The following is a 24,458-nucleotide window of genomic DNA, read 5'->3' as shown; positions in this document are numbered from 1 at the left end:
GCAAGGACACCTGGGGGCGGACATGGATGTGATCAAACTGGGCCTGCGCAACCCGGCGGCGCTGGCCGTCGCCGTGCTGCTGACGGTGGGCCTGGGCATCTGGTCGGCCATGACCCTGCCCGTGCAGCTTTTCCCCGATATCCGCCAGCCCACGCTGGGTATCGAGGCCACCTGGCGCGCCGCCAGCCCGCAGGAGGTGGAAAGCGAGATACTGGAGCCCATCGAGAATGTGCTGAAGGGTCTGCCCGGCGTCACGCAGATGCGTGGCTTCGCCAATCCCGGCGGCGCCTTCGTGGGGCTGGAGTTCGATGCCCGTACCGACATGCAGCAGACCATGCTGGATGTGATCAGCCGCCTGAACCGCCTGCCCAGCCTGCCGGCCGATGCCGACCCGCCGCGCCTGATCATGGGCGGGGGCGACAATGCCAACGAGACGCTGATCTATTATTTCGTCCAGAAGCTGCCCGGCACGCAAGGCGCGCTGAGCGACCATTACCATTACCTGACCGAGGATGTGATCCCCCGGATCGAGGCCATTCCCGGCGTGGCGCGCGTCAATTTCGGCGACCAGTCCGAAGCGCCGCAGCAGGAGGTGCAGATCATCTTCGATCCGTTCCGCATGGCGCAGTACGGTATCACCATTCCCGCCGTGTCCGGCCTTGTCGGCCGTGCCCAGGACGTGACCGGCGGCTTCGTGGATGATGGCCGTCGCATCTATACCGTGCGTTACAAGGGCCGCTTCCAGCCCGACCAGTTCGCCGATCTGGTGCTGGAATGGCGCGAGGGGCGGCCCGTGCGCCTGGGCGACGTGGCCGAGGTGAAGGTGCAGCTCGGCCGGCAATGGCAGTACGGATTCCAGAATGGCAACGAGGCCATCGGTCTGCGCATCATCCGGCGCGAGGGGGCCAATGTCCTGGCCACCCTGAACGATGTGAAGACCCTGATGGCCGAACTGCGCGACGGCGAGATGAAGACGCGCGGCCTGACCAACAACCAGAGTTTCGACCCGTCGGTCTATATCGAGAACGCCATCGGCCTGCTGACGGGCAACATCCTGTCGGGCATCGTGCTGGCGGTGGCCGCGCTGTGGCTGTTTCTGCGGCGCACGCAACTGACGCTGCTGGTCGCCATCACCATTCCCATCTCGCTCCTGTCGCTGTTCGCGGTGCTGTCGCTGACGGGGCGGTCGATCAATGTCATCTCGCTGGCCGGGCTGGCCTTCGCCATCGGCATGGTGATCGACAGCGCCATCGTGGTGCTGGAAAATATCGTCCGCATGCGCGATCGCGGCCTTTCGAGCGAGGAGGCCAGCCACCAGGGCACCAAGCGCGTCATTTCCGCCCTGTTCGCGTCCACCGCGACGACGGTGGTGACTTTCGTGCCCATCGTGTTCATGCGGGAGGTGGAGGGCCAGATCTTCGCCGATTTGGCCCTGACCATCGCGGTCGGCGTCACCATTTCCCTGCTGGTCTGCGCCACCGTCCTGCCCGTGGCGGCGGCCCGGTTCATGCGTGTCACACCCCGCATGGGGGGCGAGGCCCGCTGGGTGGAATGGCTGTCCGGGCGCATCATGGACCTGACGCGCGACAACCGCCGCCGGGCCGGTGTCATCGCGGGGCTGGTCGCCCTGTCGCTGGGCGGGTCCTGGCTGCTGTTCCCGTCCATGTCCTATCTGCCGCCGGTCAAGCGCGACAGTGTCGATGCCTTCATCAACTTCCCCGTCGGCACATCGGTGGACATGGCCAAGGCCGAAGTCGCCGAAATCGTCGTGGACCGGCTGATGCCCTACTATCATGGCGAGAAGCAGCCCCGGGTGAAGAATTTCTACTTCCTGGGCTGGCCGGGCGGCGGCTCGGTCGCCGTTCGGCTGGAGGATGATACGCGGCTGGACGAGATGATGGAGATCGTCCGCAACGACATCCTGGCCGGCTTTCCCGATATTCAGGTCTTCGCCAACCGCGGCAACCTGTTCGGCGGCCTGGGGGCGGAGGGCAATGTCTCCATCCTGTTGCAATCCAGCGACGCGGCCGGCCTGTCGGAAGCGGCGACCAGGGGGCTGGCCCTGCTGCGCGAGAAGATGCCCGACGTGCAGAGCTGGTCCAACCCCAATCCGGAGATGGCCCAGCCCGAACTGACCGTCAGCCCCAACGACCGGCGCATCGCCGAGGTCGGCTGGACCCGCAGCCAGGTGGGTCAGGTCGTGCGGGCGCTGGGCGACGGGCTGTGGCTGGGCGAGCATTTCGACGGGCAGAACCGCCTTGACATCATCCTGCGGTCCCATGACTGGACGGGGCCGGAGGAACTGGAACAGGTGCTGATCGCCACGCCGTCCGGTGCCGTGGTGCCGCTGGGCGATCTGGTGGGCGTGGAGCGCACCGTCGGCCCCAGCAACATCACCCGCGTCGATGGCCGGCGCACCATCATGCTGAACATGCAGCCCGGCGAGAATGTGGCGCTTGAGGATGTGATGACCCTGCTGCGCAGCGAGATCGAGCCGCAGTTGCGCAGCTTCCTGCCGGCCGACGGCACCCTGCGCTATGGCGGTTCCGCCGACCGGCTGGATGCCACGGTGGCCGCCATGGGCAAGAATTTCATCATCGCGCTGGGGCTGCTGTTCCTGCTGATGGCCCTGCTGTTCCGGTCGGCCAAGGACAGCGCCATGGTGATGATCTCCATCCCGCTGGCCACGGTGGGGGGGCTGGCGCTGCTGGATGTGACCAATCTGTTCACCTTTCAGCCGCTGGACCTGCTGACCATGATCGGCTTCATCATCCTGCTGGGCATCGTCGTCAACAATGCCATCCTGCTGGTGGACGAGACGCGGCGCTGCGAGGGGGAGGGCAGGAGCCGGGCGGAGTCCGTCCATCAGGCGCTGCGCAGCCGTATCCAGCCCATCTTCATGGGGACCGTCACGACGGTGGCCGGCATGGCGCCCATGATCGTCGTGCCGGGGGAGGGCAGCGTCATCTATCGCGGCATCGCGGCCGTGATTACGGGCGGGCTGGCCGTTTCCACCCTCTTCACGCTGCTGTTGCTGCCGGCCCTGCTGCGTGTGGGGGAGAAGGCCGGCCGGCCGGCGCTGCCCGACACCGGCAGCGATGCCCCGGCGGAGCGGTTGGCTGCGGAGTGATGCCACGTTGCGGTGAGTGGAACTCACCGCAACGTGGTTGGCGTATTGAGCGGCCGCGCGCGCCTGCGCGCGTGAGCCGAGACGCCGGATGGCGGCGCCCGGCGCCTCACGGGCGGTGATCAGGACCACCAGGTTCCGATCACCGCAAAACAGTATGAGATGCCGGTTCCCGGCGGCTTGCCCAGGTCGGGGCTTTACATGCGCGTTACACATCGAAACCCGCAGGTTACCGGCTTTTGACTAAAAGGAAGGCAAGCAATTCACGAACGGATGGCCGTCATGACCCGCCGCATCCCTTTCCGCCTTGCCGCCCTGCTGCTGCTGGGCGTGTTCGCCCTGCCGCTCCACGGGGCGACTGCCCAGCAGGCGGCACCCGCGGCCCGCGTGCAGGTGGAGCAGGCCAGCCTGCGGCAGATGGCGCCGGTGCAGCAGGTGCCGGGCAGTGTCATGTCGCGCCAGGATGCCGCCGTGGCGGCGGAAGTGTCAGGTCGGGTCACCTGGGTGGCCGAGGCGGGCACCCGCGTCGCGGCCGGGGAGGCCATCGCCCGTGTCGACGACCGGCTGCTGCGCCTGGAACTGCGCCAGTATCAGGCGCAGGTAAAAAGCCTGGAGAGCCAGTTGGCCTTCCAGGAACGCGAAGTGGATCGCCAGCGCCAACTGGCCGAGCGCGGCACGACACCCGTGACCCGGTTCGAGGAGACCATGTCCCGGCGTGACGTGCTGGCCCAGGAACTGGTCCGCGCCCAGGCCAGCCGAGACCGCACGGCGCTGGAGATCGAGCGGACCGTCGTCAAGGCCCCCTTCGCAGGACAGGTGGCCGCGCGGATGCTGGAGGTGGGCGAATATTCCGCCCCCGGCGTGAAGGTGGCGCGGCTGGTCGCCGTGGACCGGGTGGAAGTGCGGGCCCAGGCCCCCGTGGCCATTGCCCGCCACCTGGAAGAGGGGATGGAGGTGCCGCTGGATGTGGAGGGGCAGACCGTGACCGGTCGCATCAGCCGCATCATCGCCATCGGTGAGGCCCAGTCGCGTACCTTCGAGGTGCGGCTTGACCTGCCGTCGGGGGAGCGGCCCTGGATCGTCGGGTCCGCCGTGCGCGTCGGCCTGCCCTCCGACATGGCGGCGCGCACCGTGGCCGTCCATCGCGATGCGCTGGTCCTGCGGGGTGACGGCACCTATCTGTTCCGCGTCAATGCCGATAACAAGGCCGAGCGCCTGACCGTGCGCACCGGCACCAGCATCGGCGAATGGGTGCAGGTGATCGGCGATGTGAAGGCCGGTGACAGGCTGGTGACGCGCGGCGCCGAGCGGCTGCGCGACGGCCAGGAGGTCGAACTGGACCCTAAGGTGGGCTGACAGGCCATGTGACCGCTTGATCCCGACCCGTTATCCCTGGCAGGCTGCCCGCCGGGGTGCAAGGGGGGATCGCATGAGTGACGGGTTTGACTCCGTCGGCGCCATGGCCACGGCCGGCCTAGCGGCGGCGGCCATCGAAGGGGAAAGCGGCCAGCACGGCCATGCCCATGGCGCGTGTGCCAATTGCGGCGCGGTGCTGCGCGGGAATTTCTGCCACGCCTGTGGCCAGCCGGGGCATCTGCACCGGTCGATGCTGCATATCGTGGAGGAATTCTTCCACGGCATCCTGCATTTCGACAGCAAGGCCTGGCGCACGCTGCCCATGCTGATCTTCCGGCCGGGCAAGCTGACCTATGACTATATCCATGGCCACCGTGCGCGCTATGTGACGCCGCTGGCCATGTTCCTGTTCACGGCCTTTCTGATGCTCATGGTGTTTTCCATGATGGGCGGGGCCGGCGACGTGCCCGTCGCCGTGCCGCCCACCGAACAGGCCGAAGCCCTGCGCCTTCTGGAGGAGGGGCTGGCGGAGGCCCGGGGCGAGCTGCGGGAGGTGGAGGCCGATCTGACGGCCGCGACCGCCGCCGGCGAACAGGTGGCGGTTGCCACGCGCCTGCGCGACAGTGCCGCCGAACGGGTGGAACGGGCGCAGGTGGCCCTGGATGCCTACAAGGCGACGCTGGAGGCGACCGGCGCCACGGTGACGGAAGACAAGGACGGCAAGGCTGCCGGCGTCGTCACGGGGCCCAGCACCACGCTGGGCAACCTTATCAGCCAGGAAATGGGCAAGGACCTGAAGGTCACCATCGGTACCAAGGAATTTCAGGAAAGGGTCAAGAAGCGGCTGAGCAACCCGGATTTCCTGATCTACAAGATGCAGAACACGGCCTACAAGTTCTCCTGGCTGCTGATCCCCATCTCCTTGCCTTTCCTGTGGATGCTGTTCTTCTGGAAGCGTGATGTGGCCATGTATGATCATGCCATCTTCTCGCTATACTCCCTTTCCTTCATGTCCTTGCTGTTCATCACCGTATCCTTGTTGTTCAAGTTCACCGAAGGGTTCGGCGACACCATCGGCACCCTGCTGGTTCTGGCCCCGCCGGTGCATATGTTCGCACAGTTGAAGGGAACCTACCGGCTGTCCGCCTTTTCCGCCCTGTGGCGGACCGTGGCGCTGCTGTTCATCACCTCCATGACCAGCCTGACCTTCGTGATCTTCATCGTGTCGATGGGCGTGGCGGGCTGATCGCGGCGGTCGGAGGGTTCCGGCCGCCGCCTCCTATTTTCCCCGCATGTGGTTCGGTTTTCTTCCCGCTTGCCGGGCGTTATGGCTTGACCTCCGAATGGTTACCGCTAACATTAGCGCTACCAAGGTGCGCTGGCACCCCATAACAATGACGCCTGGGAGTTGAGACATGCCTGCCCGACTGACCCGCCGCCAGGCCCTGGGCCTGGGGTTCGCCGCCGCCATTGCCGGTTCCTGGCACGGCCGGAATGCCTTTGCCCGCCCTGACGGGCCATCGCTGGATGAACTGGCCCGTGCCGGGGGCCGGCGGTTCGGGGCGGTGGTGGGCGGCGGCGCGCCGGGCACATTGACGGGATCCTTCGCCGACCCGGCACTTCGCGCCCTGCTGGTGGCCGAATGCGGGTTGCTGGTGTCGGAAAACGAGATGAAATGGGCCGCGTTGCGGCCGGCGCCCGATCGGTATGATTTCGCCGCCGCCGACCGTCAGGTCGCCTTCGCGGACGAGAACGGGCTGGGTTTCCGGGGCCATACGCTGCTATGGCACCATCCGCAATGGTTCCCCGCCTGGGCCGCGACGCATGATTTCGGTCCGCACCCGGCAACAGCCGTGGAAAGCATGCTGACCGACCATGTCGCCAAAGTCGCCGGACGCTACAAGCGCAAGATCGTTTCCTGGGACGTCGTGAACGAGGCGGTGGATGCCGACACGGGCGCCATGCGCGAAACCCCTTTCAGCCGCCACATCCCGGCCGAACAGGTGTTGGACATCGCCTTCCACAAGGCGCGCGAGGTGCTGCCCCGTGGGCAACTGGTCTATAATGACTATATGAGCTGGGAGCCGGGGCACGAGAACCATCGCGCGGGTGTGCTGCGCCTTCTGGAGGGGTTCCGCAAGCGCGGCACGCCCGTGGATGCGCTGGGCATCCAGTCGCATATCGGCACGGCCAATACCGACAGTTCCACGGGCTTCGGTGACTATCACGAGGCCGAATGGCGCCGTTTCGTCGATGTCGCGGTGGGCATGGGCTATGACATCATCATCACCGAATTCGATGTGCATGACAAAGGCCTGCCGGCCGACATCCCGTCGCGCGACCGGGCCGTTGCCGATTATGCGCGGGCCTATCTGGACCTGATGCTGTCCTATCCGCAGCTTACCGACATCGTGACCTGGGGGATGTCGGACCGGTATTCCTGGCTGCAGAACCTGTGGCTGCGGCCCGACCGGCTGCCCAAGCGCCCCACGCCTTATGATGCCGATTTCAAGCCCAAGCCCCTGCGCGACGCCATCGCCGCCGCGCTGCGCGGCGCCACGGCAAGGGGGTGAGGCAGGTTATGGCGATGATCCAGACCAGGGCGGCGGCTCGCCGCATCCGGCTTCCATTCCTGGCCGGGATGGCCTTTGCGGTGCTGGCGGCGGCCCTGCCGCTCCGCCCGGCCCCGGCCCTGCCGGTGACCGGCGATTGCGTGGGGCCGGCGGCCGTCTGCCCCGTGGCCGCCGCCGGTTCCATGGCGCTGATCACGGGCGGGGTGGCGCTGCCGCTTCTGCTGGACGGACCGCAGGATGCGGGTGTGGAACGCGCGGCCGATACCGTGCGTGCCGATCTGGCCCGCCTGTCGGGATCGCCCGTGCCCGCCGGTGGCGGCACTGTCATCCTGGCCGGCACGCTGGGGTCGAGCCCCGTCATCGATGCGCTGGCCGCGGCCGGCCGGCTGGAGACAGCCGGTGTGGCGGGGCGGTGGGAAGCCTTCGTCGTGCAGGCGGTGGATGCGCCCGCCCCTGGCATCGAGCGGGCGCTGGTGGTCGCGGGCGGCGACCGGCGCGGCACCATCTTCGGCCTTTACGACCTGATCCAGCGGGCCGGCGTCTCGCCCTGGAACTGGTGGGCCGACGTGCCGGTGCCCGTCCGTCTGGACCTGCATGTCACGGCCGGCGCACGGGTGGAGGCACCGGCCGTCAAATATCGCGGCATCTTCCTGAATGACGAGAATCCGGCGCTTTACGGCTGGGCCAATGCCACCTTCGGTGGCTTCAATCACGCCTTCTATGACCGCGTCTTCGAGCTGATCCTGCGGCTGAAGGGCAATTATCTGTGGCCGGCCATGTGGGGCAAGGCCTTCGCCGATGATGATCCGCAGAACGCCGTGCTGGCCGACCGGGTGGGCGTGGTCATCGGCACGTCCCATCACGAGCCCATGATGCGCGCCCATGTGGAATGGGAGCGCCATGGTCAGGGGCCCTGGAACTATCGCACCAATGCCGGGGCCCTGCGCACCTTCTGGCGTGACGGCATCGCCCGCATGGGCGGGCATGAAAGCCTGGTCACCATCGGCATGCGCGGCGATGGGGATGAGCCGATGGAGGAGGGGACGGCCATCGATCTGCTGCAAACCATCGTGAAGGACCAGCGCACCATCCTGGAACAGGTGACGGGCCGGCCCGCCGCCGCCACGCCCCAGGTCTGGGCCCTTTATAAGGAGGTCCAGGATTATTACGACCAGGGCATGACCGTGCCCGACGACGTGACCCTGCTGTTCGCCGACGACAATTGGGGCAATATCCGCCGCCTGCCCGAACCGGGGTCGGCCCGGCCCGGCGGCTATGGCGTCTATTATCATTTCGACTATGTCGGCGGCCCGCGAAACTATAAATGGCTGAATACCAACCAGATCGAGCGGGTCTGGGAGCAGATGGACATGGCCCACCGGTACGGGGCCGACCGCATCTGGATCGTGAATGTCGGCGATTTGAAGCCCATGGAATTCCCCACGGAATTCTTCCTGGACATGGCCTGGAGCCCCGCCGCCCTGCCGCTGGAGCGGCTGGGCGACTATCCGCGCCAATGGGCGGCGGCCCAATTTGGGCCGACCCACGCCCGGGCCATCGGAGACCTGCTGACGGGCTATACGCGGCTGAACGCGTGCAGGAAGCCGGAACTGCTGTCGCCCGACACGTTCAGCCTGATCCACCATGACGAGGCGGCCCGCGTCCTGGCCGAGTGGGAGGCGCTGGAACGGCAGGCTGAAAAGATCGGCAACGCCCTGGCGCCTGCCTGGCGCGATGCCTATGTCCAGCTTGTGCTGCATCCCGTCCTGGCCAGTGCCAACCTGACCCGGCTTTACATCACGGTGGCCCGCAACCGGCTGGCCGCCGATCAGGGCCGGGCCGAGACCGACCGGCTGGCGGCCGAGGCCGAGGCGCTGTTCGCCCGCGACCGTGCCATCCGCGACCTGTACGAGAAGGAGACAGCGTCGGGCAAATGGGTCCACATGATGTCCCAGACTCATATCGGTTACACCTCCTGGCAGCAGCCCGATGAAGATGTGATGCCCGAGGTCCGGCGCCGCCCGGCCCCGGCACGGGCCGGACTTGGCGTGATGGTGGCCGGCGATGCGCGCGGCTGGACGGGGCCGGGGGCGTCCCTGCGGCTGGACCGGTTCGCCCCCCTGCCGGGCTGGCTGGAGATTTATGCAAGGGGCAGCGCCCCGGTCCGATACCGTATCGACAGCGATGCGCCCTGGCTGGACGTGGACATGCCGGCCGGCCGGCTGGCCGGCGACAGCCGCCGCATCAGCCCCCGTGTGGACTGGTCCGCCGTGCCTGTCGGCCGGCATTCCGTGAAGATATCCGTGACCGGAGATAATGAAATCCCTATTCCGGTCACGGTTGAAATCGACAATCCGGGAAATCCGGCTGCGGGCACCTTCGTGCAGGCCGATGGGGTGGTGGCGATGGAGGCGGCGGATCATACAGGCGCCGTGCCGGCCGGCGGCATCACCTGGCGGGAGGTGCCGCATCTGGGCCGCACGCGCTCTGCCATCATCAGCCATCCCGTTACCGCCCCCCCATCCCCGGCAACGGGGCAGGGCGCGCGGCTGGAATATGACGTGCATCTGTGGCAGGCGGGAGAGGTGGAACTGCGCGTGCTGCTGTCCCCCACGCTGGATTTCAAGGCACAGGGCGGGCTGCGTTATGCGGTGTCCATCGATGATGAACCGCCGCAGGTGGTGAACCTGCATACCGATGACAGCGAGGCCGCCTGGGACCGGAGCGTGGCGGACAATATCCGCATCGGCACCACCCGCCACCGCATCGACCGGCCCGGCCGGCATGTCGTGAAACTGTGGCATGTCGATACGGGGCTGGCCTTCCAGCGGCTGGAACTGCGCACCGGTGCCGTCGGGGAAAGCTATCTGGGCCCGGCCGCCAGCCGGCGCGCACCATGACGCCGGGACCAGGCCAGGTCTTGTCCGGCCCCCCGGCCCTGTGCAAGGCTGCGGTCCCCTGCCGCCTGCTGCCGGACCGCCATGATCGACGCTTCCCTGAGACGCCAGCTTGCCGCCCTGCGGCCCGATGCCGGCATCGTCATCCTGACCGGTGCCGGCATCAGCCGCGAATCCGGCCTGCACACGTTTCGTGATGCCGACGGCATCTGGCGGCAGGTGCGGCTGGATGAGGTGGCCACGCCGCAGGCCTTCGCCCGCGACCCGGCCCGCGTCCAGGGCTTCTACAATGCCCGCCGCCGCGCCGTGCTGGACCCGGCCGTGCAACCCAATGAAGCCCACCGGGCGCTGGTGCGGCTGGAACAGGCCTGGACCGGGCCGTTCCTTCTGGTGACGCAGAATGTCGATGACCTGCATGACCGGGCGGGGTCGGACCGGCTGTTGCACATGCATGGGGAACTGCTGAAGATCCGCTGCGGCGCCTGTGGCCGGATGGAGCGGTACGAGAATGATCTGGCGGCCGATGCCATCTGCCCCGATTGCGGGGCGCGTGGCACCCTGCGTCCCCATATCGTCTGGTTCGGGGAAATGCCGCTGCATCTGGCGGCGATCGGCGATGCGCTGTCCGATTGCGGCCTGTTCCTGTCCATCGGCACGTCAGGCCAGGTCTACCCCGCTGCCGGCTTTGCCACCGAGGCCCGGATGGCCGGTGCGCTGACGGTGGAGATCAATCTGGAACCGACGGGCGGATTGTTCGATGCGGGGCTTTACGGGCCGGCCACCCTCACTGTTCCCGCCTTCGTCGATGGGCTGCTGGAGGCCGCACGATGACAGGCGCCGTGACCATTGCCCCGGCCGACCCGACCATGCCGGCGGCGCGCGCGCTCATCGCGGCGCTGGATCATTATCTGGGCGGCCTTTACGGGGCGGAGGACAATCATCTGCTGGACCCGGAGCGGCTGCGGGCGCCGGACATCCGCTTCCTGCTGGCCGTGCGGGACGGGGTGGCCATGGGGTGCGGCGCCCTGCGACTGGATGTGCCGGGCGGCTATGCGGAGATCAAGCGCATGTATGTCGATCCCGCCTGCCGGGGGCAGGGGGTGGCGTCGGCCATTCTGTCGGCGCTGGCGCAGACGGCCAGGGCGTCGGGCCTGTTGCTGCTGAAGCTGGAAACAGGGGAAAGGCAGGTGGAGGCGGTGGCGCTTTACCGCCGGCTGGGTTTCACCCCTTGCGCCTCCTTCGCCGAATATCCCTGCAACGGCGCCAGCCTGTTCCTGGAGAAGCGGCTGGATTGAACCGCCGGCCCGGTCAGCCGGGCTTGTTGCGCATCCAGTCGGCCAGCGGGGCCAGCGCCTGCAACACCGCATGCCGCGTGGCGGCGTCGGGCACCGTTTCGTCCAGCGCGCGCTTCATGCACAACAGCCAGGCGTCGCGCTCGGCCTCCCCGATCTGGAAGCCGAGATGGCGGGCCCGCAGCCGCGGGTGCCCGCGCTCGGCCGAATAATCGGCGGGACCGCCCATCCACTGGATCAGGTAGAGCGTGAGCACGCGGCGCACCTCGGTCAGGTCGGGGGCATGGATGGCCCGCAGGTCGCGGGCCTCCGGCAGGCTGTCCATCTGGTCATAGAAGGCATCGACCAGTTTCCCGATCACCGCCGGTCCGCCAATATGGTCATGCAGGCTGACCGTTCCGCCCGTACCGTCACCCATTGCCACCCGTCCCTTGCCGGTCTGCGTCCATCGGGTCGAACCCAATAGCAGCGCTGGCCGGCCGCCGCCACTGCTTCATACCCGCGCCGGCAGGGGCGATGTGACGCGCATCAGGGTGGACAGGGCGGTGAACAGCTTGTCCATGGCGGCTTCCACCTCCGTCTGACCGATGATCAGGGGCGGCAGCAGGCGCACCACATTGTCGCCGGCCCCGACCAGCAGCAGCCCCTCCGCGAACGCCGCCCGCACAAGGTCGGCCGGCGGGATGGTCAGGTGCAGACCGCGCATCAGCCCGATACCGCGCACGCCCGTCATCAGCGTGGGAAAGGCCGCCTGCAGGTTCGAAAGCCGGCGTTCCAGCAGGGCGCCGGTCTGCCGTACCTGTTCCAGGAAGCCCGGGGCCAGCACCTGTTCCAGCACGGCACCGGCAACGGCCATGGCCAGCGGGTTGCCGCCGAAGGTGGTGCCATGGGCGCCCGGTGCGAAGGCATGGGCGGCGTCCCCTGCCGCCAGACAGGCCCCGACAGGGAAGCCGCCGCCCAGCCCCTTGGCCACCGCCACGATGTCCGGCCGCAGGCCCGGCGCATCGAAGGCCCATTCATGGGCGAACAGCCGGCCCGTGCGGCCGATACCGGTCTGCACCTCGTCCAGCAGCAGCAACAGCCCGTGCCGGTCGCACAATGTCCGCAGTCCGCGCAGGAAACCCGCTTCCGCCACGCGGATGCCGCCTTCGCCCATGACGGGTTCCAGCAGGATGGCCGCCGTCTGGGGGCCGATCGCGGCTTCCACGCTGGCCAGGTCATTGAACCGGGCGCGGTCGAACCCGTCGACCAGCGGTTCGAAGCCGTTGACATATTTGGGCTGGCCACCCGCCGTCACGGTGGCCAGCGTCCGTCCATGGAAGGCCCCCTCGAAGGTGATGGTCCGCCAGCGTTCCGGCTGGCCCCGCTTCTTCTGGGTATAGCGGGCGAGTTTCAGCGCCGCTTCCAATGCTTCCGCGCCCGAATTGCAGAAGAAGACGGTCTGCGCGAAGGAATGGTCCGTCAGGGTGCGGGCCACGGCCTCCTGCCCCGGGATGCGATAATTATTGCTGCAATGCCAGAGCCGGCCGGCCTGCGCCGTCAGGGCCGCCACCAGGGCGGGATGCGCGTGGCCCAGGCCATTGACGCCGATACCGGCCGCGAAATCCAGGAAACGGCGGCCGTCACTGGCCATCAGCCACGCCCCTTCACCCCGGTCGAAGGCGACATCCAGGCGGGCATAGGTGTTCATCAGGGCGCTGTCGGCCATGCTGTTCTGCCTTCTGCTGAAGGGGAAAGGAGAAGGTGCCCGGAACGCTACCAGCGCACGCGGCCCAGCAGGCCGGCCGGGTCGAGATGATCTTGCAGCAGCCGCGCCAGCGATTGCTGCACCGGGTCCGCGAAGGTGCGGTGGAAGGACAGGTTCACAGGCCCGATCCCGTGTTCGGCGCTGTAGCTGCCGTCGAACCCGTCCACCAGCAGCCTGTAAAGCCCATGGCGCACCGCTTCCACCCGGTCGGCCGGCCAGTCGGCATCGACGGCCCTGGGGATGACCAGGTTGAAATGGTCGCCGCCATCGCCGCGATGGCCGAAGCCGCAGACCAGAAGGTCGGGATGATGCTGGTGGACCCAGTCGGATGCGGCCGCCCGGAAGGCCGACATGCGGCCGCGGGCCACCGAAATATCCAGGCCGATGACACGCCCCAGCCCCCGCAACCCTTCGGAAATGGCATGGCGCAGGGCCCAGAGATCGGCCGGCGGGCCGGGAATGGCATCGGCGATGACGCCATCGCCATATCCCTGTTCCAGGATCGACAGCAACAGTGCATCCAGGTCCAGGCCGGTGCCGGGTTCCGTGGCGGACATCAGTTCCACCAGGATGGTTTCCGCCGGCACGGGACCACCACCGAACGGGTTGCGCAATTGTGGACGGTGATGCAGGGCCGCCGCCAGCGCCGGCCCCGACATGCTTTCGAACGCCGACAGATATTCACCCGCCCGCCGTTCCAACAGTGCCAGAAGGCCATTGATGGCCCCGGTATCGGCCGGCACGACCAGCGCCGTGGCCATTTGCCGGGGCAGGGGCTGCAGGTCCAGCACGGCCGTGGCGACGATGCCGAAGCTGCCGCCGGTGCCGATGAAAAGCTGTTTCAGGTCCAGGCCCGTGCTGTTCTTGCGCAGGCCCCGCCGGTCGCCCACGATGCGCCCGTCGGCCAGCACGGCTTCCAGCGACAGCACGTTGCGGCGCATGTCGCCATAGCGCAGCACGCGCGACCCGCCGGCATTGGTGGCGATCATGCCGCCCACGCTGGGGCTGGCCGAAATATCGACGGGAAACCAAAGGCCATGCGGCTCCAGCCGCTGGTTCAGGCTGTCCAGGTCCCAGCCGGCCCCCACCGTCACGGCCCGGTTGTCCAGGTCCAGGTCGAACGTGCCGGTCAGCCGGCGCAGCGACAGCACAACCTGTGCGCCGCTGCCATCGGGGGTGGAGGCGCCGACAAGGCCGGTATTGGCCCCCTGCGGCACGGTGGGCACCCCCCGCGCCTGGCACAGCCGCAGCACGGCCGACAACTGGGCTGCGTCCGCCGGGGCCACGACCAGCCGCGCCCGCCCGCCGCCATAGCGCGCGGCGCTGACATAGGGCGCCATGTCGGCCGGATCGGCCAGCACATGGCGCGCGCCCACGATGGCGGCCAAGCCATCTGTCAGGCTTGGAGCCAGACTGTCGTCCGGGGCTGGGGCGGCGGTCGGCGGATGGGCGTCAGGGGCGGCCATTCTTGTTCCCGGCGGCGGTCATCTTGAAGATGCCCTGGGCGTTGGAACTGTCGAACCGCAGGTCCAGCCCCCGGGGCGCTGCATCATTGGCCGGGGCCACCGCATCGCGAGAAATGAACTCGTAGAAGCTGCCCGGCACCGTGCGCAGGATGACCGATCCGTCTTCGTCCAGGAAGGGCCTTTCCACCTGGGCCGCCCGGATGGCCGTCTGGCGTACCGTGCCCTGGGTGGAAATCTCCACGGCTTCCTTCATGGGAAAGCCGCGCTGCTTCAACGTTTCGGCATGGCCGATCACGTCGGGGACCCGGTCGGTGGCATGGTTGAAGCGGTTGCCTTCGGTCGCGATCCAGGCCAGTTCGGCAGACTCAGTCAGCACCGTCTCGTAATCGGTCAGCCGGGGCACGCCGTGATGGCGGTCGAAGGCACGTGACAGCACGGGCAGCAGGGCCGCCGCCTCGGCCGGGGACAGGCTGCCACGGCGTGACAGCCTGTCCAGCAGCGCTTTGGCGTCGCCGTCCAGCGGATCGGCCGACAGGCCGAAAATGGCGCGCGCCGCCTGCTGCACGGGCGGAGAGAAGCGGTCGGGATAGATCTCCGACACGAAATACTGGGCGATATCCTCCGGGAAATCGCGGTGCGCATAGGCCCGCCCCGTCATGCGCAGCCGTTCCAGCGGATAGATGCCGGCCACGGCATAGCCCAGCGGTTCCAGGATGCGCCCGAAGGCCGCCGTGCCGCCGGGCAGGTCGCCCAGGTCCATGGCCACCGTGCGCAGCGCCCCATGGTCGAACACCAGCTTGGCCTGTCCCGCCTGTTCGGCGACATAGCGGGCGGCCTCGGGCACCTCGCCCAGCAGGCGATGGAACAGCACCAGGGTCAGCGCCTTGGCCAGCACGGCGCGCGGCACCTCCGGCCCGTCGGCATCGCGCAGGTCGGCGCGGATTTCCAGCAGGTCCAGCAGGCGGGCCGCCGCATCGGCGCCCAGCACGCCCGCCGTCAGGGTCGACAGATGGCTCATCCTCGTTTCACCCCTATCAAAGGTGGCAGCAATGTCGGGGGCCAGCATCGGCCGCGCTCCTGCCGGGCGGAAGCCGGCATTGCGTCGATCGGCCGGTTTAATCCCGGCGAATGGCCGATGCGGCCGGCGCATGGGGCGGTGCCGCCCGGCAGGGTCACCCCTCGTAAATGCCCGGCCCGAACGGTTCGGTCACCACCGGCCGGTCGCGGCGCCAGTTGCGCTCCGCCGGGGTCAGGTCGAATTCGCGGGCATATTCATGGCCGGAGAAGACGGCATGCACGATGGCCCCGGCGGCCATGGCATCACCGATCCGGTCCACGGACCGGATGCCCGCCGCCGCAAGATCCGCCGGCCGCGCCATCAACTGCTGATAAAGCGTGTCGTCGGGACGGCGCAGGCCCGTGATCACCAGGGACCGGCAGGCGATGCGTTCCGGCTGGTCCACGAACAGGCCGGTCAGCGTCAGCGCGCCGCCGCCGAACCCGGCCACCCGCGACAAGGTGCGAACGGGCACGCCGGCGCGGGTCAGGGCCTGATGCACGCGGGGCAACTCGTTGGTCATGATGGTCCAGGCGGATGCCTGGCCGGCCGGCGTGACATAGGTGACGTCGCCATATTGCCGCGCCAGCCATTCGGCGATCAGCCCGCCCATGTAATAGCTGTCGAAATCGAAGACGGTGATGGGTCCCTCCGGCACGGCGCCGGCCGCCAGATCATCGGGTGTGTAGACGCCGGGCGCGTTGAACGGTGCGGTTGGCAATTCGCTGTCGGCGTAAAGCTCCGTGCCCCAGCGGCTGCCCGTTGCGGTCACCACGCGATCACAGCCGAATTCCAGGATGTCGTCGGCCGACAGGGCGCTGCCGGGATACATCTCCACATTGGCGTCGGACCGCAGGGCCTGCATGCGGTAATCCAGCACGCGGCCCCAGGCCGACAGGCCCGGCAGCCTGGTTTCGAAGCGCAGACGGCCGCCGAATTCATCGGCCTTGTCGGCCAGGGTCACCTGCACGCCGCGCCGGCTCAGCACGCGCGCACATTCCAGGCCGGCGGGGCCGGCGCCCACAACCAGCACCTTTTCCTGCCGGCGGGCGGGGGCGAACTTCTCCGGGTGCCAGCCGCGCCGCCATTCCTCCCCCGCCGTGGCGTTCTGGGTGCAGCGGACCGGCACGCCATCATGCCAGCTTGAAATGCAGATGTTGCAGCCGATGCATTCCCTGATCTCGTCCTCCCGCCCTTCCTTGATCTTGTTGGGCAGGAACGGGTCGGCGATTGACGGGCGCGCCCCGCCGATCAGGTCCAGCACGCCGCGCTTCACCTGCGACACCATCGTGTCGGGCGAGGTGAAGCGGCCGACGCCGACCACGGGCTTGTCGGTCAGTGTCTTCACGAAGCTGATGATCGGCTCGTGGCTGCCTTCGGGTGAGAAGCGCGAGGCGGAACAATCGGTCGGCGTGGTGTCCAGCTTCACGTCGAACAGGTCGGGATCGTCCTTCAGCAGGGCGATGACCTCATGCGCCTCCGAAGCCATGTGCCGGCCGGGGCGCTTGCGCAATTCCTCCAGGCTGACCCGCAGGGCCACGCCGCAGGTGTCGCCCACCGCTTCCTTCGTCACCTCGATCATCTGACGGATCAGGCGGACACGGTTTTCCACCGACCCGCCATATTCGTCGGTGCGCTGATTATAGTCCGACAGCAGGAACTCATAAGGCAGGTAACCCATGCCGGCATAGACATAGACGATGTCGAACCCGGCCGACCGTGCCTTGCGGGCGCCTTCCGCCTGCCATTGCAGCAAATCCCGGATGTCCTGCTTGTCCATGATCCTGGGGCGCAGGTTGGACATGAAGCCGATATGCGTGGCCATCCAGGGCGTGCCGGAGGGCGACAGAGGCGGGGTCCGGGTGGTGCGGTTCATCACCACGGCCCCGCCATGGAACAGTTCCACCCCGGCCAGCGACCCGTGCCGGTGGACGGCCTCGGTCATCAGGGCATGCGCCTTGATGTCGTCCTTGTCCCAGAGGGTGGCAAAGGGCAGGGGGCTGTCATCGCTGCTGGGATGGATGGAGCAGGCGCCCGTGCAGACCACGCCCCAGCCGCCCTCGGCCTTGGTTTCCCGGAACCCGGCGCGCACGCGGGGCAGGGCGTTGGTCATGCCGCTGGCGTGGGGCACCTGATAAAACCGGTTCGGCGCCGTCACCGGCCCGATGCGGACGGGGTCGAACAGGATGTCAAAGCGGGGGTCGCGCGCCATCTGGGAAAGACCTTTCGGGGGAACGGGATCGGGCAATGGTAGCTTGTATTGTACGTTCGTTCAATAAGAAGATGTGACAGGTCCCGGGGCGGCCTGCATGCCGCCTGTCTTCACATTCCGTCACGCGGGATGGCCAGCCGGTCGGCCTGGATGTGCAGGCGTTCTCCGCCTTCCTGCACTTCCACCTGCCAATCCAGGTGGAAGTGCCGGGCATCGGCCCACATGTCGATCCGCGCCTCGATCAGGATTTCACCGCGGGCGGCGGTGCCCAGGTCGCAGGCGATGGTATAGCTGCTGGCCAGGCGGGCGCTTTGCGGGTCGTCAGCGCGGATCGTGAAGATGTCGCGCGCCACATTGTCACTGATCAGCCCGGTTTCCGACAGGCGGTAGCGGCCGAAATCCGTCATCATGTCGATGGTCTGCTCCCCCGTGGCCACATCCTCCGTGATGCGGCGGGTGTGGCGGGTGGGGCGTTCCTCGGTGCAGGGGACGCCGGGCGTGGCCTCTGCCGGGCCGAAGGGGACCAGCCGCGCATCGTCGGCCCGCCGCTGGCGCACGGGCAGGCGCAGGCGGCTGACACCGGCCGGCATGTCCAGAGCCGGCCGGCCGGGCTGCGGCCACAGGATGGGCCAATGCTGATTGGCCAGCGACAGGCGCAGGCGATGGCCGGCCGGCACGCGGGTGCCGATCTCGTTCAGCGCCAGCCTGACTGTGAAATGCCGGCCGGGTGCCAGGGGCCGCGGCGCGTCGAACCCGTCGCGGAAGGCCAGATTGAGTGTCCCCCAGGTCAGCAGGGCGGAGGTGCCGTCCGGCGCCACGGCGCAGAGCCGGGCCGTCACGGTACCGTGCGGCGCGTCGCTTTGCGCGACCAGTTCCACCACGGGGGCACCCAGCAGCACCATTTCCCGTTCCAGCGGGGCGGTATCGAAAGACAGGCCGGCCCCGTCCTCCCGCCGCTGGTCGATGGCCATGTCGGGTGCGTCGCCGCCATAGCCGCCCCAGCGTCCGCAATCCCGCCCGGCATTGGCGGGGGAGCGCAGGCGCATCCAGGGGCCGGGATGCGGCTGTTCATGCAGCCAGCCGGCATTCAGGTGCAGGACATGGTCGCGATCCTCCCGCGGGGGCCAGCAGGGTTCGGCCACCCACTGGCCTGGATGCTCGGTATAGAAGGCGCGCGGCGGCTTGGCGTCGTTGATCCAGGCGCGCAGCATGGGCTCGTCCATGATGCCGTTGTCGATCCCCTTCAGCCAGTGGTCCCACCAGCGGATCGTCTCCTGCAGGAACCCGATCAGGGGACCAGGGGAGCCGGCATTGGGATGGGCATGGCTCCAGGGGCCGACCAGCCCCTTGCGCGGTCCCTTCAGCCCTGCCAGCAGCCGGAACATGGCGTTGGAATAGCTGTCGTCCCAGCCCGCCACGGCATAGATGGGGATGTCGATGGCGCCATAATCCTCGCACACCGATCCTTGTTTCCAATAGGCATCCCGGCGCTGGTGGGCCAGCCAGGTTTCCGACCAGCAGCGGTTGGCGTCCAGCCGCCGCTGCCACATCTCCCGCCAGGCATCGCCGACGATGGCGGGGTCGGGCGGCATGGCGTTCAGGGCCAGGATGAAGGCGGACCACATCGGGTCTTCGGTCAGCAGCGACCCGCCCATGAAATGCACGTCGTCGGCATAGCGGTCGTCGGACGCATACATGCTGATCACGGCCCTCAGGCCCTTCGGCCGCCGCGCCGCCGCCTGCAACCCGTTGAAACCGCCCCAGGACAGGCCCCACATGCCCACATCGCCGGTACACCAGGGCTGGGCGGCGGCCCATTCGATGACGTGGCAGGCATCTTCCTGTTCCAGCGGCAGATACTCATCTTCCAGCACGCCGTCGCTGTCGCCGGACCCGCGGATATCCACGCGCAGGCAGGCATAGCCATGGCCGGCGACATAGGGCTGATTGCGCAGGTCGCGGAAGATGGTGCCATCGCGCCGGCGATAGGGCAGCAGTTCAACCACGGCCGGCACGGGCCGGATGTCCGCGTCCACGGGCAGCCAAAGCGTGGCGGCCAGCCGTGTACCGTCGGGCAGGGTGATGAAGACGGGGTCGCGGGTTTCCACCCGGTGCGGCAGGTCGGTGACGGTGCGTGTCATGGCGCGGTGCTCTCGGGCGGGGTGGCGGGGACGGCTGCTTGCCCGGCCCTTGCCATGCGGGGCAGGTCCAGCAGCCCGTCGGCCAGGATGCAGGGCGAAAGCCTGTCCTCATGCACGATGGTGATGATGCCATGGGTCAGGAAGCAGAAGCCGCCGGACAGTTCCATCAGGTCCTGCATCCGGCGGTACATGGCGTCGCGCCGGGACGGATCGGTCTCCACCAGCGCTGCCTGGTGCAGGCCGTCATATTCTGGATCGGCGAAGCGCGACCAGTTGAGGGCGCCGACCTGGGCCGACAGGAACCACAGCGTATTGTCCGACGGGTCGACCCCGCCCGCGAAATTCATCAGGACAAGCTGCTGATCGCGCCATTGCGCCCCCAGCGACTGATCGCCCAGCGTCCAGTAGGTGCCCTCGTCATAGGGCAGGATGCGGACATGGATGCCCACATCGCGCAGATGCGCCTGGATGATCTGGGCGATGGTCATGTTGGTCGTATTGTTGACGATGGACAGCGTCAGATCCAGCGTCTCCACCCCCGCCGCATCCAGCAGCCGGCGGGCGGCGTCGGGGTCGTTGCCTGCCACCAGATTGGCATCGCGATGGCCGGTCATCCCGTCCGGGATGATGCCTGTCGCCGGCTGCGCGATGCCGGCATAGACGGCCTGGATGATGTCGTCGACATTGATGGCATGCTGGATGGCCCGGCGGATGCGGATGTCGGCCAGGGCCGGATTGTCCATGTTCAGCGTCAGCCACATCAGGTTGTTTCCCGGCTCCGCGATCAGCGTCGTGGCCGGCAGGTTGCGCTTTTGCAGCAGGGCCAGCGTGTTGACGGAGATGTTGGTCAAGGCCAGCGACCGCGCCTGATAGGCCAGGATCGCCACGTCATCATCCAGGATGACCGACAGGCGGATGCGGGAGAAGGCGGGGCGCGGTCCCGTCCAGGCCGGGTTGGCGGCCAGCCGCATTTCCTGCCCCGGCCGCCAATGATCGATCATGTAGGGGCCGCAGGTGGCCGGGGGCAGGGGTGCGTGCGTGCCCGGCGGCAAGGCCCGCACGGCCTTTTCACAGACGATATGCCCGCCATACCAGGGCAGTGAGGTGAGCAGGAAGGCCGGCCGCGGCTCCTTCAGATGCAGGATGCCGGTGCGGTCATCCACCACCTCCACCTGCTCCAGCATGTCGAAATAGGAGAACCAGGGCGAGGCGGTCGCCGGATCGGCAATGCGTTCCATGGAGAATTTCACGTCGGAAGCCGTGACCGGACCATAGTCGCCGGTCCAGACCAGTCCGCGGCGCAGCGTGAAGAGCAGCCGCAACGGATCCAGCCATTCCAGCCTCTGTGCCGCGGCGGGCGAGGATTCCAGCGGCTGGCGGAAATCGGTCAGCCGGTTCAGGGTAACATGGAGGCAGCGGATGATCTCCTCCTCCATGTTGCCCCGGTGCAGGGCGGGGTCCAGCGTGCCGATATCGCTGCGCACCCGCAGATGCAGCCAGTCGTCGCCCTGCGCCAGGACCGACGATCCCGGTAGCCACGTCCCCGCTATCCCCAGCCCGGCCAGGCCCGACAGCAGGCCCCGCCGGGAAAGGACAGGGGCGGAGGCGGCGGGGACGATCATGGGCGGCGCGGTCCTTTCCAGCTTCACCGGACGGGGGACAGGAAGGGTGGCACGACATCAGTCCGGCACATCACCGGTGTGACGACGGCCACCCCATCCTGTCCAGGAAGGTTAGAACGTGTAGGAGGCCTTCAGATAGAAGAAGCGTCCGATCAGGTCATAGCCGGCCGAGGTCAGTGTATTGATCTGGGCACCGCCCACGACATAGGGCGGGTCCTTGTCGAAGATGTTCTCCACCCCGGCCGACAGGTCCAGACCCTGCCAGGAATAGGTTGCCGACAGGTCATGATAGAAGACCGACGGCGCGTAATCCCCGAAATAGTCGGGCGCCACATAGCAATTGTTGGGCGCGCATTCCACGCGGCCGTAATAGCGCGTGGACCAGCCGACGCTCCAGTCCTCGCGCGTCAGGATGGCGCCCAGCTTGCCCTTCCAGCGCGGCGACGCCTCGTCCCCCAGGAAAAGACCGACATAATCCACGGTGCCGCCCGTCACGCTGGTCCGCTTATCCTCGATCGTGTACTTGGCTTCCCCCGACAGGGCGATGCGGCCCACCGCGTCCAGGTCGAACACGTAATCGAGGCCGACATCGATGCCGCTGGTCAGGCGCCGGCCGGCATTGATCAGCACGCTTTCGACATTCAGAATCTGGCCTGTGCCGGGAACGCGGTTGATCTTGGCGCAGGCGGCCGGGTCGTCCTGGCCATAGCAGGCCTCCAGGATGCTGCCCAGATCCTGTTCGGAGATCAGGCCCCGGATCTTCACGCGGTAATAATCGGCCGTGATGGCCAGACCCGGCAGGGCGGCCGGTGTCACGACCATGCCGGCCGACCATTCGCCGGACTTTTCCGGCTGCAGGTCCGGGTTGCCGCCGCGCAGCACGGCCATCGATCCGAACTGTTCGACATCGCCCGATCCACCGACCCCCAGTTCGGCCAGTTGCCGGGCACAGACGCCCTGGTCGGCATAGGTGCCGCCCTGCGCGCACGGGTCCGACTGGTACTTGGTATCCAGGAAGACGCCGCCATAGAGCTGCTTGATCTGCGGGGCGAGGAAGCCCGTGGAACGGGCGCCGCGCAGGCGGAAACTGTCATTGACCCGGTGATCCAGCCCCAGTTTCCAGGTCCAGGCATCGCCGAAGGCCGAATAATGGTCGAAGCGGCCGGACGCTGCCAGGGTCAGCGCCTCGGCCAGCGGCTGGTCCCTCAGCAGCGGCACCAGCGCCTCCACATAGGCTGACGACACGTCGTAACTGCCGGAACTGGCCGTGGTGTAGCGCTCGCCGTCGCCGGCCTGCACCACGGCATCCGGCGTCACCTTGCCCTTTTCGGTGCGGAACTCGAAGCCCGTGCCCATGCGCAGCGCGCCGGCCGGCAGCATGGCCACGGGGCCGGAGATATTGCCATGCACGTAATGATGGCTGATTTCGCTTCGATTATCCTCGGTATAGGTGAAATAATCGATCTGCTGCGCCGTCAACTGGTTGTAGCCCAGGAAATTGCCGACCGAACAGCCGGCCGCACTGTCGGCGGCGGTGCAGGCCTCCATCCCGGCCACCTGCGCTGCGCGGCGGAAATCGATCATGCGCGGCGTGGAATAGGCCGATTTCGACAGGCCGTAGCTGGCGCCCAGTTCCCAGTCGAAATCCGTCCAGGCCGTGCCCTCCAGCCCCAGGGAGGCCTGATAGGTGTCGATCTTGTCCCGGTAGCCGCGCCGGTATTCCAGCGGCAGGCGGCTGTCGAAGCTGACATCCTCGCCATAGGGATTGTAGGGATGGGGACTGCCATCCGGCAATGTCGCGGGCACATAGATGCCATAGGGGAATTTCGGCGTGGCGCTGTAATAGCCCAGGATGGCCGGGGAATAGACCTCCTCGCTGTCGCGCCGGGTGTAAAGGCCCCGGAATTTCAGCGTCACATCCTCCGTCAGCGCGTAGGAGCCGACGGCGTTCACCTGCCGCCTTTCCAGCTTGCCCGTCAGATTGGGCAATTGGGAGAAATCCTGGCAGGGATTGCACCAGGCATCGTCATTGAAGATCAGTCCGTCCGGCAGCCTGTCCCTGTTGGCCAGGAAGAAGGCCGTGTCATAGGCATCATGCGGCGGGGCCGACGCGCTGTAATAGTAGAGCGTGCCGCCGCTGGTCCGGGCGATGGTGCCGAACGGAACATAGGAGACGTTGTAGAGCCCGGTATAGGGCACGTCCTCATACTGGTTGGTGGCCCAGCCGCGATCCCTGGCCTTGATCGCGTCCCGCCGGTCTGCGGCGACGTTCAGGACCAGGGAGCCCCGGCTGCCAAGGTCGAAGCCGCTGGTCACCGACCCGCCATAGGTCATGCCGTCGCCATGCGTGGTCGTGCCGATCGACAGGTCGACCTTCGTGCCCTGGAACCGGTTCTTCAGGATGACGTTGATGACACCACCGATGGCGTCGGCGCCATAGACCGACGAGGCGCCGTCGCGCAGCACCTCCACCCGGTCGATCATCGAAACGGGAATGTTGTTGAGATCGACCGTGGTGCTGGAGGCGAACGGAAAATCCGTGCCGATGAAGCGCTGGCCGTTGACCAGCACCAGGGTGCGCTGGGCCCCCAGGTTGCGTAACCCGATGGAAGAGGCGCCGCCCCCGCCATAGACGGTGCCGGCCGACACGCCGCCCGTGAAGTCGGCCGCCGGCAGCTTGGCCAGGAACTGTTCCATCGTGGTGGCGCCGGTGCGCGCGATGGCCTCGTCCGTCACGACCGAAATGGGGTTGGGGCTTTCGGCCGGTCCCATGCGCAGGCGTGAGCCCGTGACGATGATTTCCTCGATTTCCAGATCGGCGGCCGGATCGGCGGCTTGTGCCTGCCCGGGCGTCGCGGCGGCGCCCATGAGGATTGCCAGGATACCGGCGGTACCCGTCAGGGTGCGCGCAAGCCCGCCCCGTCCACGGCGATGACATCGCATGGCCCAGACTCCCATGTGATTGGAG

Annotated in this window: 15 protein-coding genes; 7 read left to right on the top strand and 8 right to left on the bottom strand. The window is 67.6% G+C overall.

Annotated elements, in window-relative coordinates; genetic code table 11:
* The first annotated feature begins 22 nt into the window (after window positions 1-22).
* The 7 genes from ACM9LZ_RS07030 to ACM9LZ_RS07000 all read left to right on the top strand — a co-directional run bounded on the left by ACM9LZ_RS07030 (window position 23) and on the right by ACM9LZ_RS07000 (window position 11,248).
* Complete coding sequence (locus tag ACM9LZ_RS07030; RefSeq protein WP_416618644.1) at window positions 23-3,130, top strand: efflux RND transporter permease subunit; 3,108 nt, start codon at window positions 23-25, stop codon at window positions 3,128-3,130.
* 279 nt (window positions 3,131-3,409) lie between these two features.
* The gene (locus ACM9LZ_RS07025) at window positions 3,410-4,483 is read left to right on the top strand and encodes an efflux RND transporter periplasmic adaptor subunit (RefSeq protein ID WP_416618643.1); all 1,074 of its coding nucleotides are present in this window, start codon (window positions 3,410-3,412) and stop codon (window positions 4,481-4,483) included.
* Between the two features lie 73 nt (window positions 4,484-4,556).
* A complete protein-coding gene (locus ACM9LZ_RS07020) occupies window positions 4,557-5,729 on the top strand; it encodes a DUF3667 domain-containing protein (RefSeq protein WP_416618642.1) in 1,173 nt (390 codons plus the stop codon).
* A gap of 169 nt (window positions 5,730-5,898) precedes the next feature.
* Window positions 5,899-7,056, top strand: coding sequence for an endo-1,4-beta-xylanase (locus tag ACM9LZ_RS07015; protein ID WP_416618641.1), 1,158 nt, complete (start codon window positions 5,899-5,901; stop codon window positions 7,054-7,056).
* Between the two features lie 14 nt (window positions 7,057-7,070).
* A complete protein-coding gene (locus ACM9LZ_RS07010; RefSeq protein WP_416618640.1) occupies window positions 7,071-9,956 on the top strand; it encodes a glycosyl hydrolase 115 family protein in 2,886 nt (961 codons plus the stop codon).
* A gap of 81 nt (window positions 9,957-10,037) precedes the next feature.
* Entirely contained in the window at window positions 10,038-10,784 is a 747-nt protein-coding gene (locus tag ACM9LZ_RS07005) for an NAD-dependent deacylase (protein WP_416618639.1), read from the top strand.
* Window positions 10,781-11,248: a GNAT family N-acetyltransferase gene (locus tag ACM9LZ_RS07000; protein ID WP_416618638.1), complete on the top strand. Its 468-nt coding sequence runs from the start codon at window positions 10,781-10,783 to the stop codon at window positions 11,246-11,248. Before ACM9LZ_RS07005 ends, ACM9LZ_RS07000 begins: the two co-directional genes overlap by 4 nt.
* Window positions 11,249-11,261: 13 nt before the next feature.
* Here the strand turns inward: ACM9LZ_RS07000 and ACM9LZ_RS06995 are convergent, their stop codons facing one another.
* The 8 genes from ACM9LZ_RS06995 to ACM9LZ_RS06960 all read right to left on the bottom strand — a co-directional run bounded on the left by ACM9LZ_RS06995 (window position 11,262) and on the right by ACM9LZ_RS06960 (window position 24,433).
* A complete protein-coding gene (locus ACM9LZ_RS06995; RefSeq protein WP_416618637.1) occupies window positions 11,262-11,663 on the bottom strand; it encodes a group II truncated hemoglobin in 402 nt (133 codons plus the stop codon).
* A 75-nt stretch (window positions 11,664-11,738) separates the two neighbouring features.
* Window positions 11,739-12,953, bottom strand: a complete 1,215-nt coding sequence (locus ACM9LZ_RS06990) for an aspartate aminotransferase family protein (protein WP_416618636.1) — start codon at window positions 12,951-12,953, stop codon at window positions 11,739-11,741.
* A gap of 47 nt (window positions 12,954-13,000) precedes the next feature.
* Window positions 13,001-14,458 (bottom strand): FAD-binding oxidoreductase, encoded by a 1,458-nt coding sequence (locus tag ACM9LZ_RS06985; RefSeq protein ID WP_416618635.1) that lies wholly within the window; start codon window positions 14,456-14,458, stop codon window positions 13,001-13,003.
* Entirely contained in the window at window positions 14,445-15,476 is a 1,032-nt protein-coding gene (locus tag ACM9LZ_RS06980) for a 2-oxoadipate dioxygenase/decarboxylase family protein (RefSeq protein WP_416618634.1), read from the bottom strand. The genes ACM9LZ_RS06985 and ACM9LZ_RS06980 overlap by 14 nt, the downstream gene beginning before the upstream one ends.
* 154 nt (window positions 15,477-15,630) lie before the next feature.
* On the bottom strand, window positions 15,631-17,727 hold the full coding sequence (locus tag ACM9LZ_RS06975) for an oxidoreductase (RefSeq protein ID WP_416618633.1): 2,097 nt from the start codon (window positions 17,725-17,727) through the stop codon (window positions 15,631-15,633).
* A gap of 110 nt (window positions 17,728-17,837) precedes the next feature.
* On the bottom strand, window positions 17,838-19,868 hold the full coding sequence (locus tag ACM9LZ_RS06970) for a CocE/NonD family hydrolase (protein WP_416618632.1): 2,031 nt from the start codon (window positions 19,866-19,868) through the stop codon (window positions 17,838-17,840).
* Window positions 19,865-21,490: an ABC transporter substrate-binding protein gene (locus tag ACM9LZ_RS06965; RefSeq protein WP_416618631.1), complete on the bottom strand. Its 1,626-nt coding sequence runs from the start codon at window positions 21,488-21,490 to the stop codon at window positions 19,865-19,867. The genes ACM9LZ_RS06970 and ACM9LZ_RS06965 overlap by 4 nt, the downstream gene beginning before the upstream one ends.
* A 111-nt stretch (window positions 21,491-21,601) precedes the next feature.
* Window positions 21,602-24,433 carry a TonB-dependent receptor gene (locus tag ACM9LZ_RS06960; RefSeq protein WP_416618630.1) on the bottom strand — a complete coding sequence of 944 codons (2,832 nt, stop codon included), beginning with the start codon at window positions 24,431-24,433 and terminating at the stop codon, window positions 21,602-21,604.
* Window positions 24,434-24,458 lie beyond the last annotated feature (25 nt).

This window comes from Niveispirillum fermenti, from assembly GCF_048066175.1.
In the GTDB taxonomy this organism is placed as follows: Bacteria; Pseudomonadota; Alphaproteobacteria; order Azospirillales; family Azospirillaceae; genus Niveispirillum; species Niveispirillum fermenti.
Note: the sequence above shows the minus strand (reverse complement) of the source record. Positions and strands in the feature narration are given on the sequence as shown.

What these genes read in the sequence shown, in the direction of transcription:
- ACM9LZ_RS07030 (WP_416618644.1), top strand. Translation starts at nt 23, where the DNA reads ATGGATGTGATCAAACTGGGCCTGCGCAACCCGGCGGCGCTGGCCGTC.
- ACM9LZ_RS07025 (WP_416618643.1), top strand. Translation starts at nt 3,410, where the DNA reads ATGACCCGCCGCATCCCTTTCCGCCTTGCCGCCCTGCTGCTGCTGGGC.
- ACM9LZ_RS07020 (WP_416618642.1), top strand. Translation starts at nt 4,557, where the DNA reads ATGAGTGACGGGTTTGACTCCGTCGGCGCCATGGCCACGGCCGGCCTA.
- ACM9LZ_RS07015 (WP_416618641.1), top strand. Translation starts at nt 5,899, where the DNA reads ATGCCTGCCCGACTGACCCGCCGCCAGGCCCTGGGCCTGGGGTTCGCC.
- ACM9LZ_RS07010 (WP_416618640.1), top strand. Translation starts at nt 7,071, where the DNA reads ATGATCCAGACCAGGGCGGCGGCTCGCCGCATCCGGCTTCCATTCCTG.
- ACM9LZ_RS07005 (WP_416618639.1), top strand. Translation starts at nt 10,038, where the DNA reads ATGATCGACGCTTCCCTGAGACGCCAGCTTGCCGCCCTGCGGCCCGAT.
- ACM9LZ_RS07000 (WP_416618638.1), top strand. Translation starts at nt 10,781, where the DNA reads ATGACAGGCGCCGTGACCATTGCCCCGGCCGACCCGACCATGCCGGCG.
- ACM9LZ_RS06995 (WP_416618637.1), bottom strand. Translation starts at nt 11,663, where the DNA reads ATGGGTGACGGTACGGGCGGAACGGTCAGCCTGCATGACCATATTGGC.
- ACM9LZ_RS06990 (WP_416618636.1), bottom strand. Translation starts at nt 12,953, where the DNA reads ATGGCCGACAGCGCCCTGATGAACACCTATGCCCGCCTGGATGTCGCC.
- ACM9LZ_RS06985 (WP_416618635.1), bottom strand. Translation starts at nt 14,458, where the DNA reads ATGGCCGCCCCTGACGCCCATCCGCCGACCGCCGCCCCAGCCCCGGAC.
- ACM9LZ_RS06980 (WP_416618634.1), bottom strand. Translation starts at nt 15,476, where the DNA reads ATGAGCCATCTGTCGACCCTGACGGCGGGCGTGCTGGGCGCCGATGCG.
- ACM9LZ_RS06975 (WP_416618633.1), bottom strand. Translation starts at nt 17,727, where the DNA reads ATGGCGCGCGACCCCCGCTTTGACATCCTGTTCGACCCCGTCCGCATC.
- ACM9LZ_RS06970 (WP_416618632.1), bottom strand. Translation starts at nt 19,868, where the DNA reads ATGACACGCACCGTCACCGACCTGCCGCACCGGGTGGAAACCCGCGAC.
- ACM9LZ_RS06965 (WP_416618631.1), bottom strand. Translation starts at nt 21,490, where the DNA reads ATGATCGTCCCCGCCGCCTCCGCCCCTGTCCTTTCCCGGCGGGGCCTG.
- ACM9LZ_RS06960 (WP_416618630.1), bottom strand. Translation starts at nt 24,433, where the DNA reads ATGCGATGTCATCGCCGTGGACGGGGCGGGCTTGCGCGCACCCTGACG.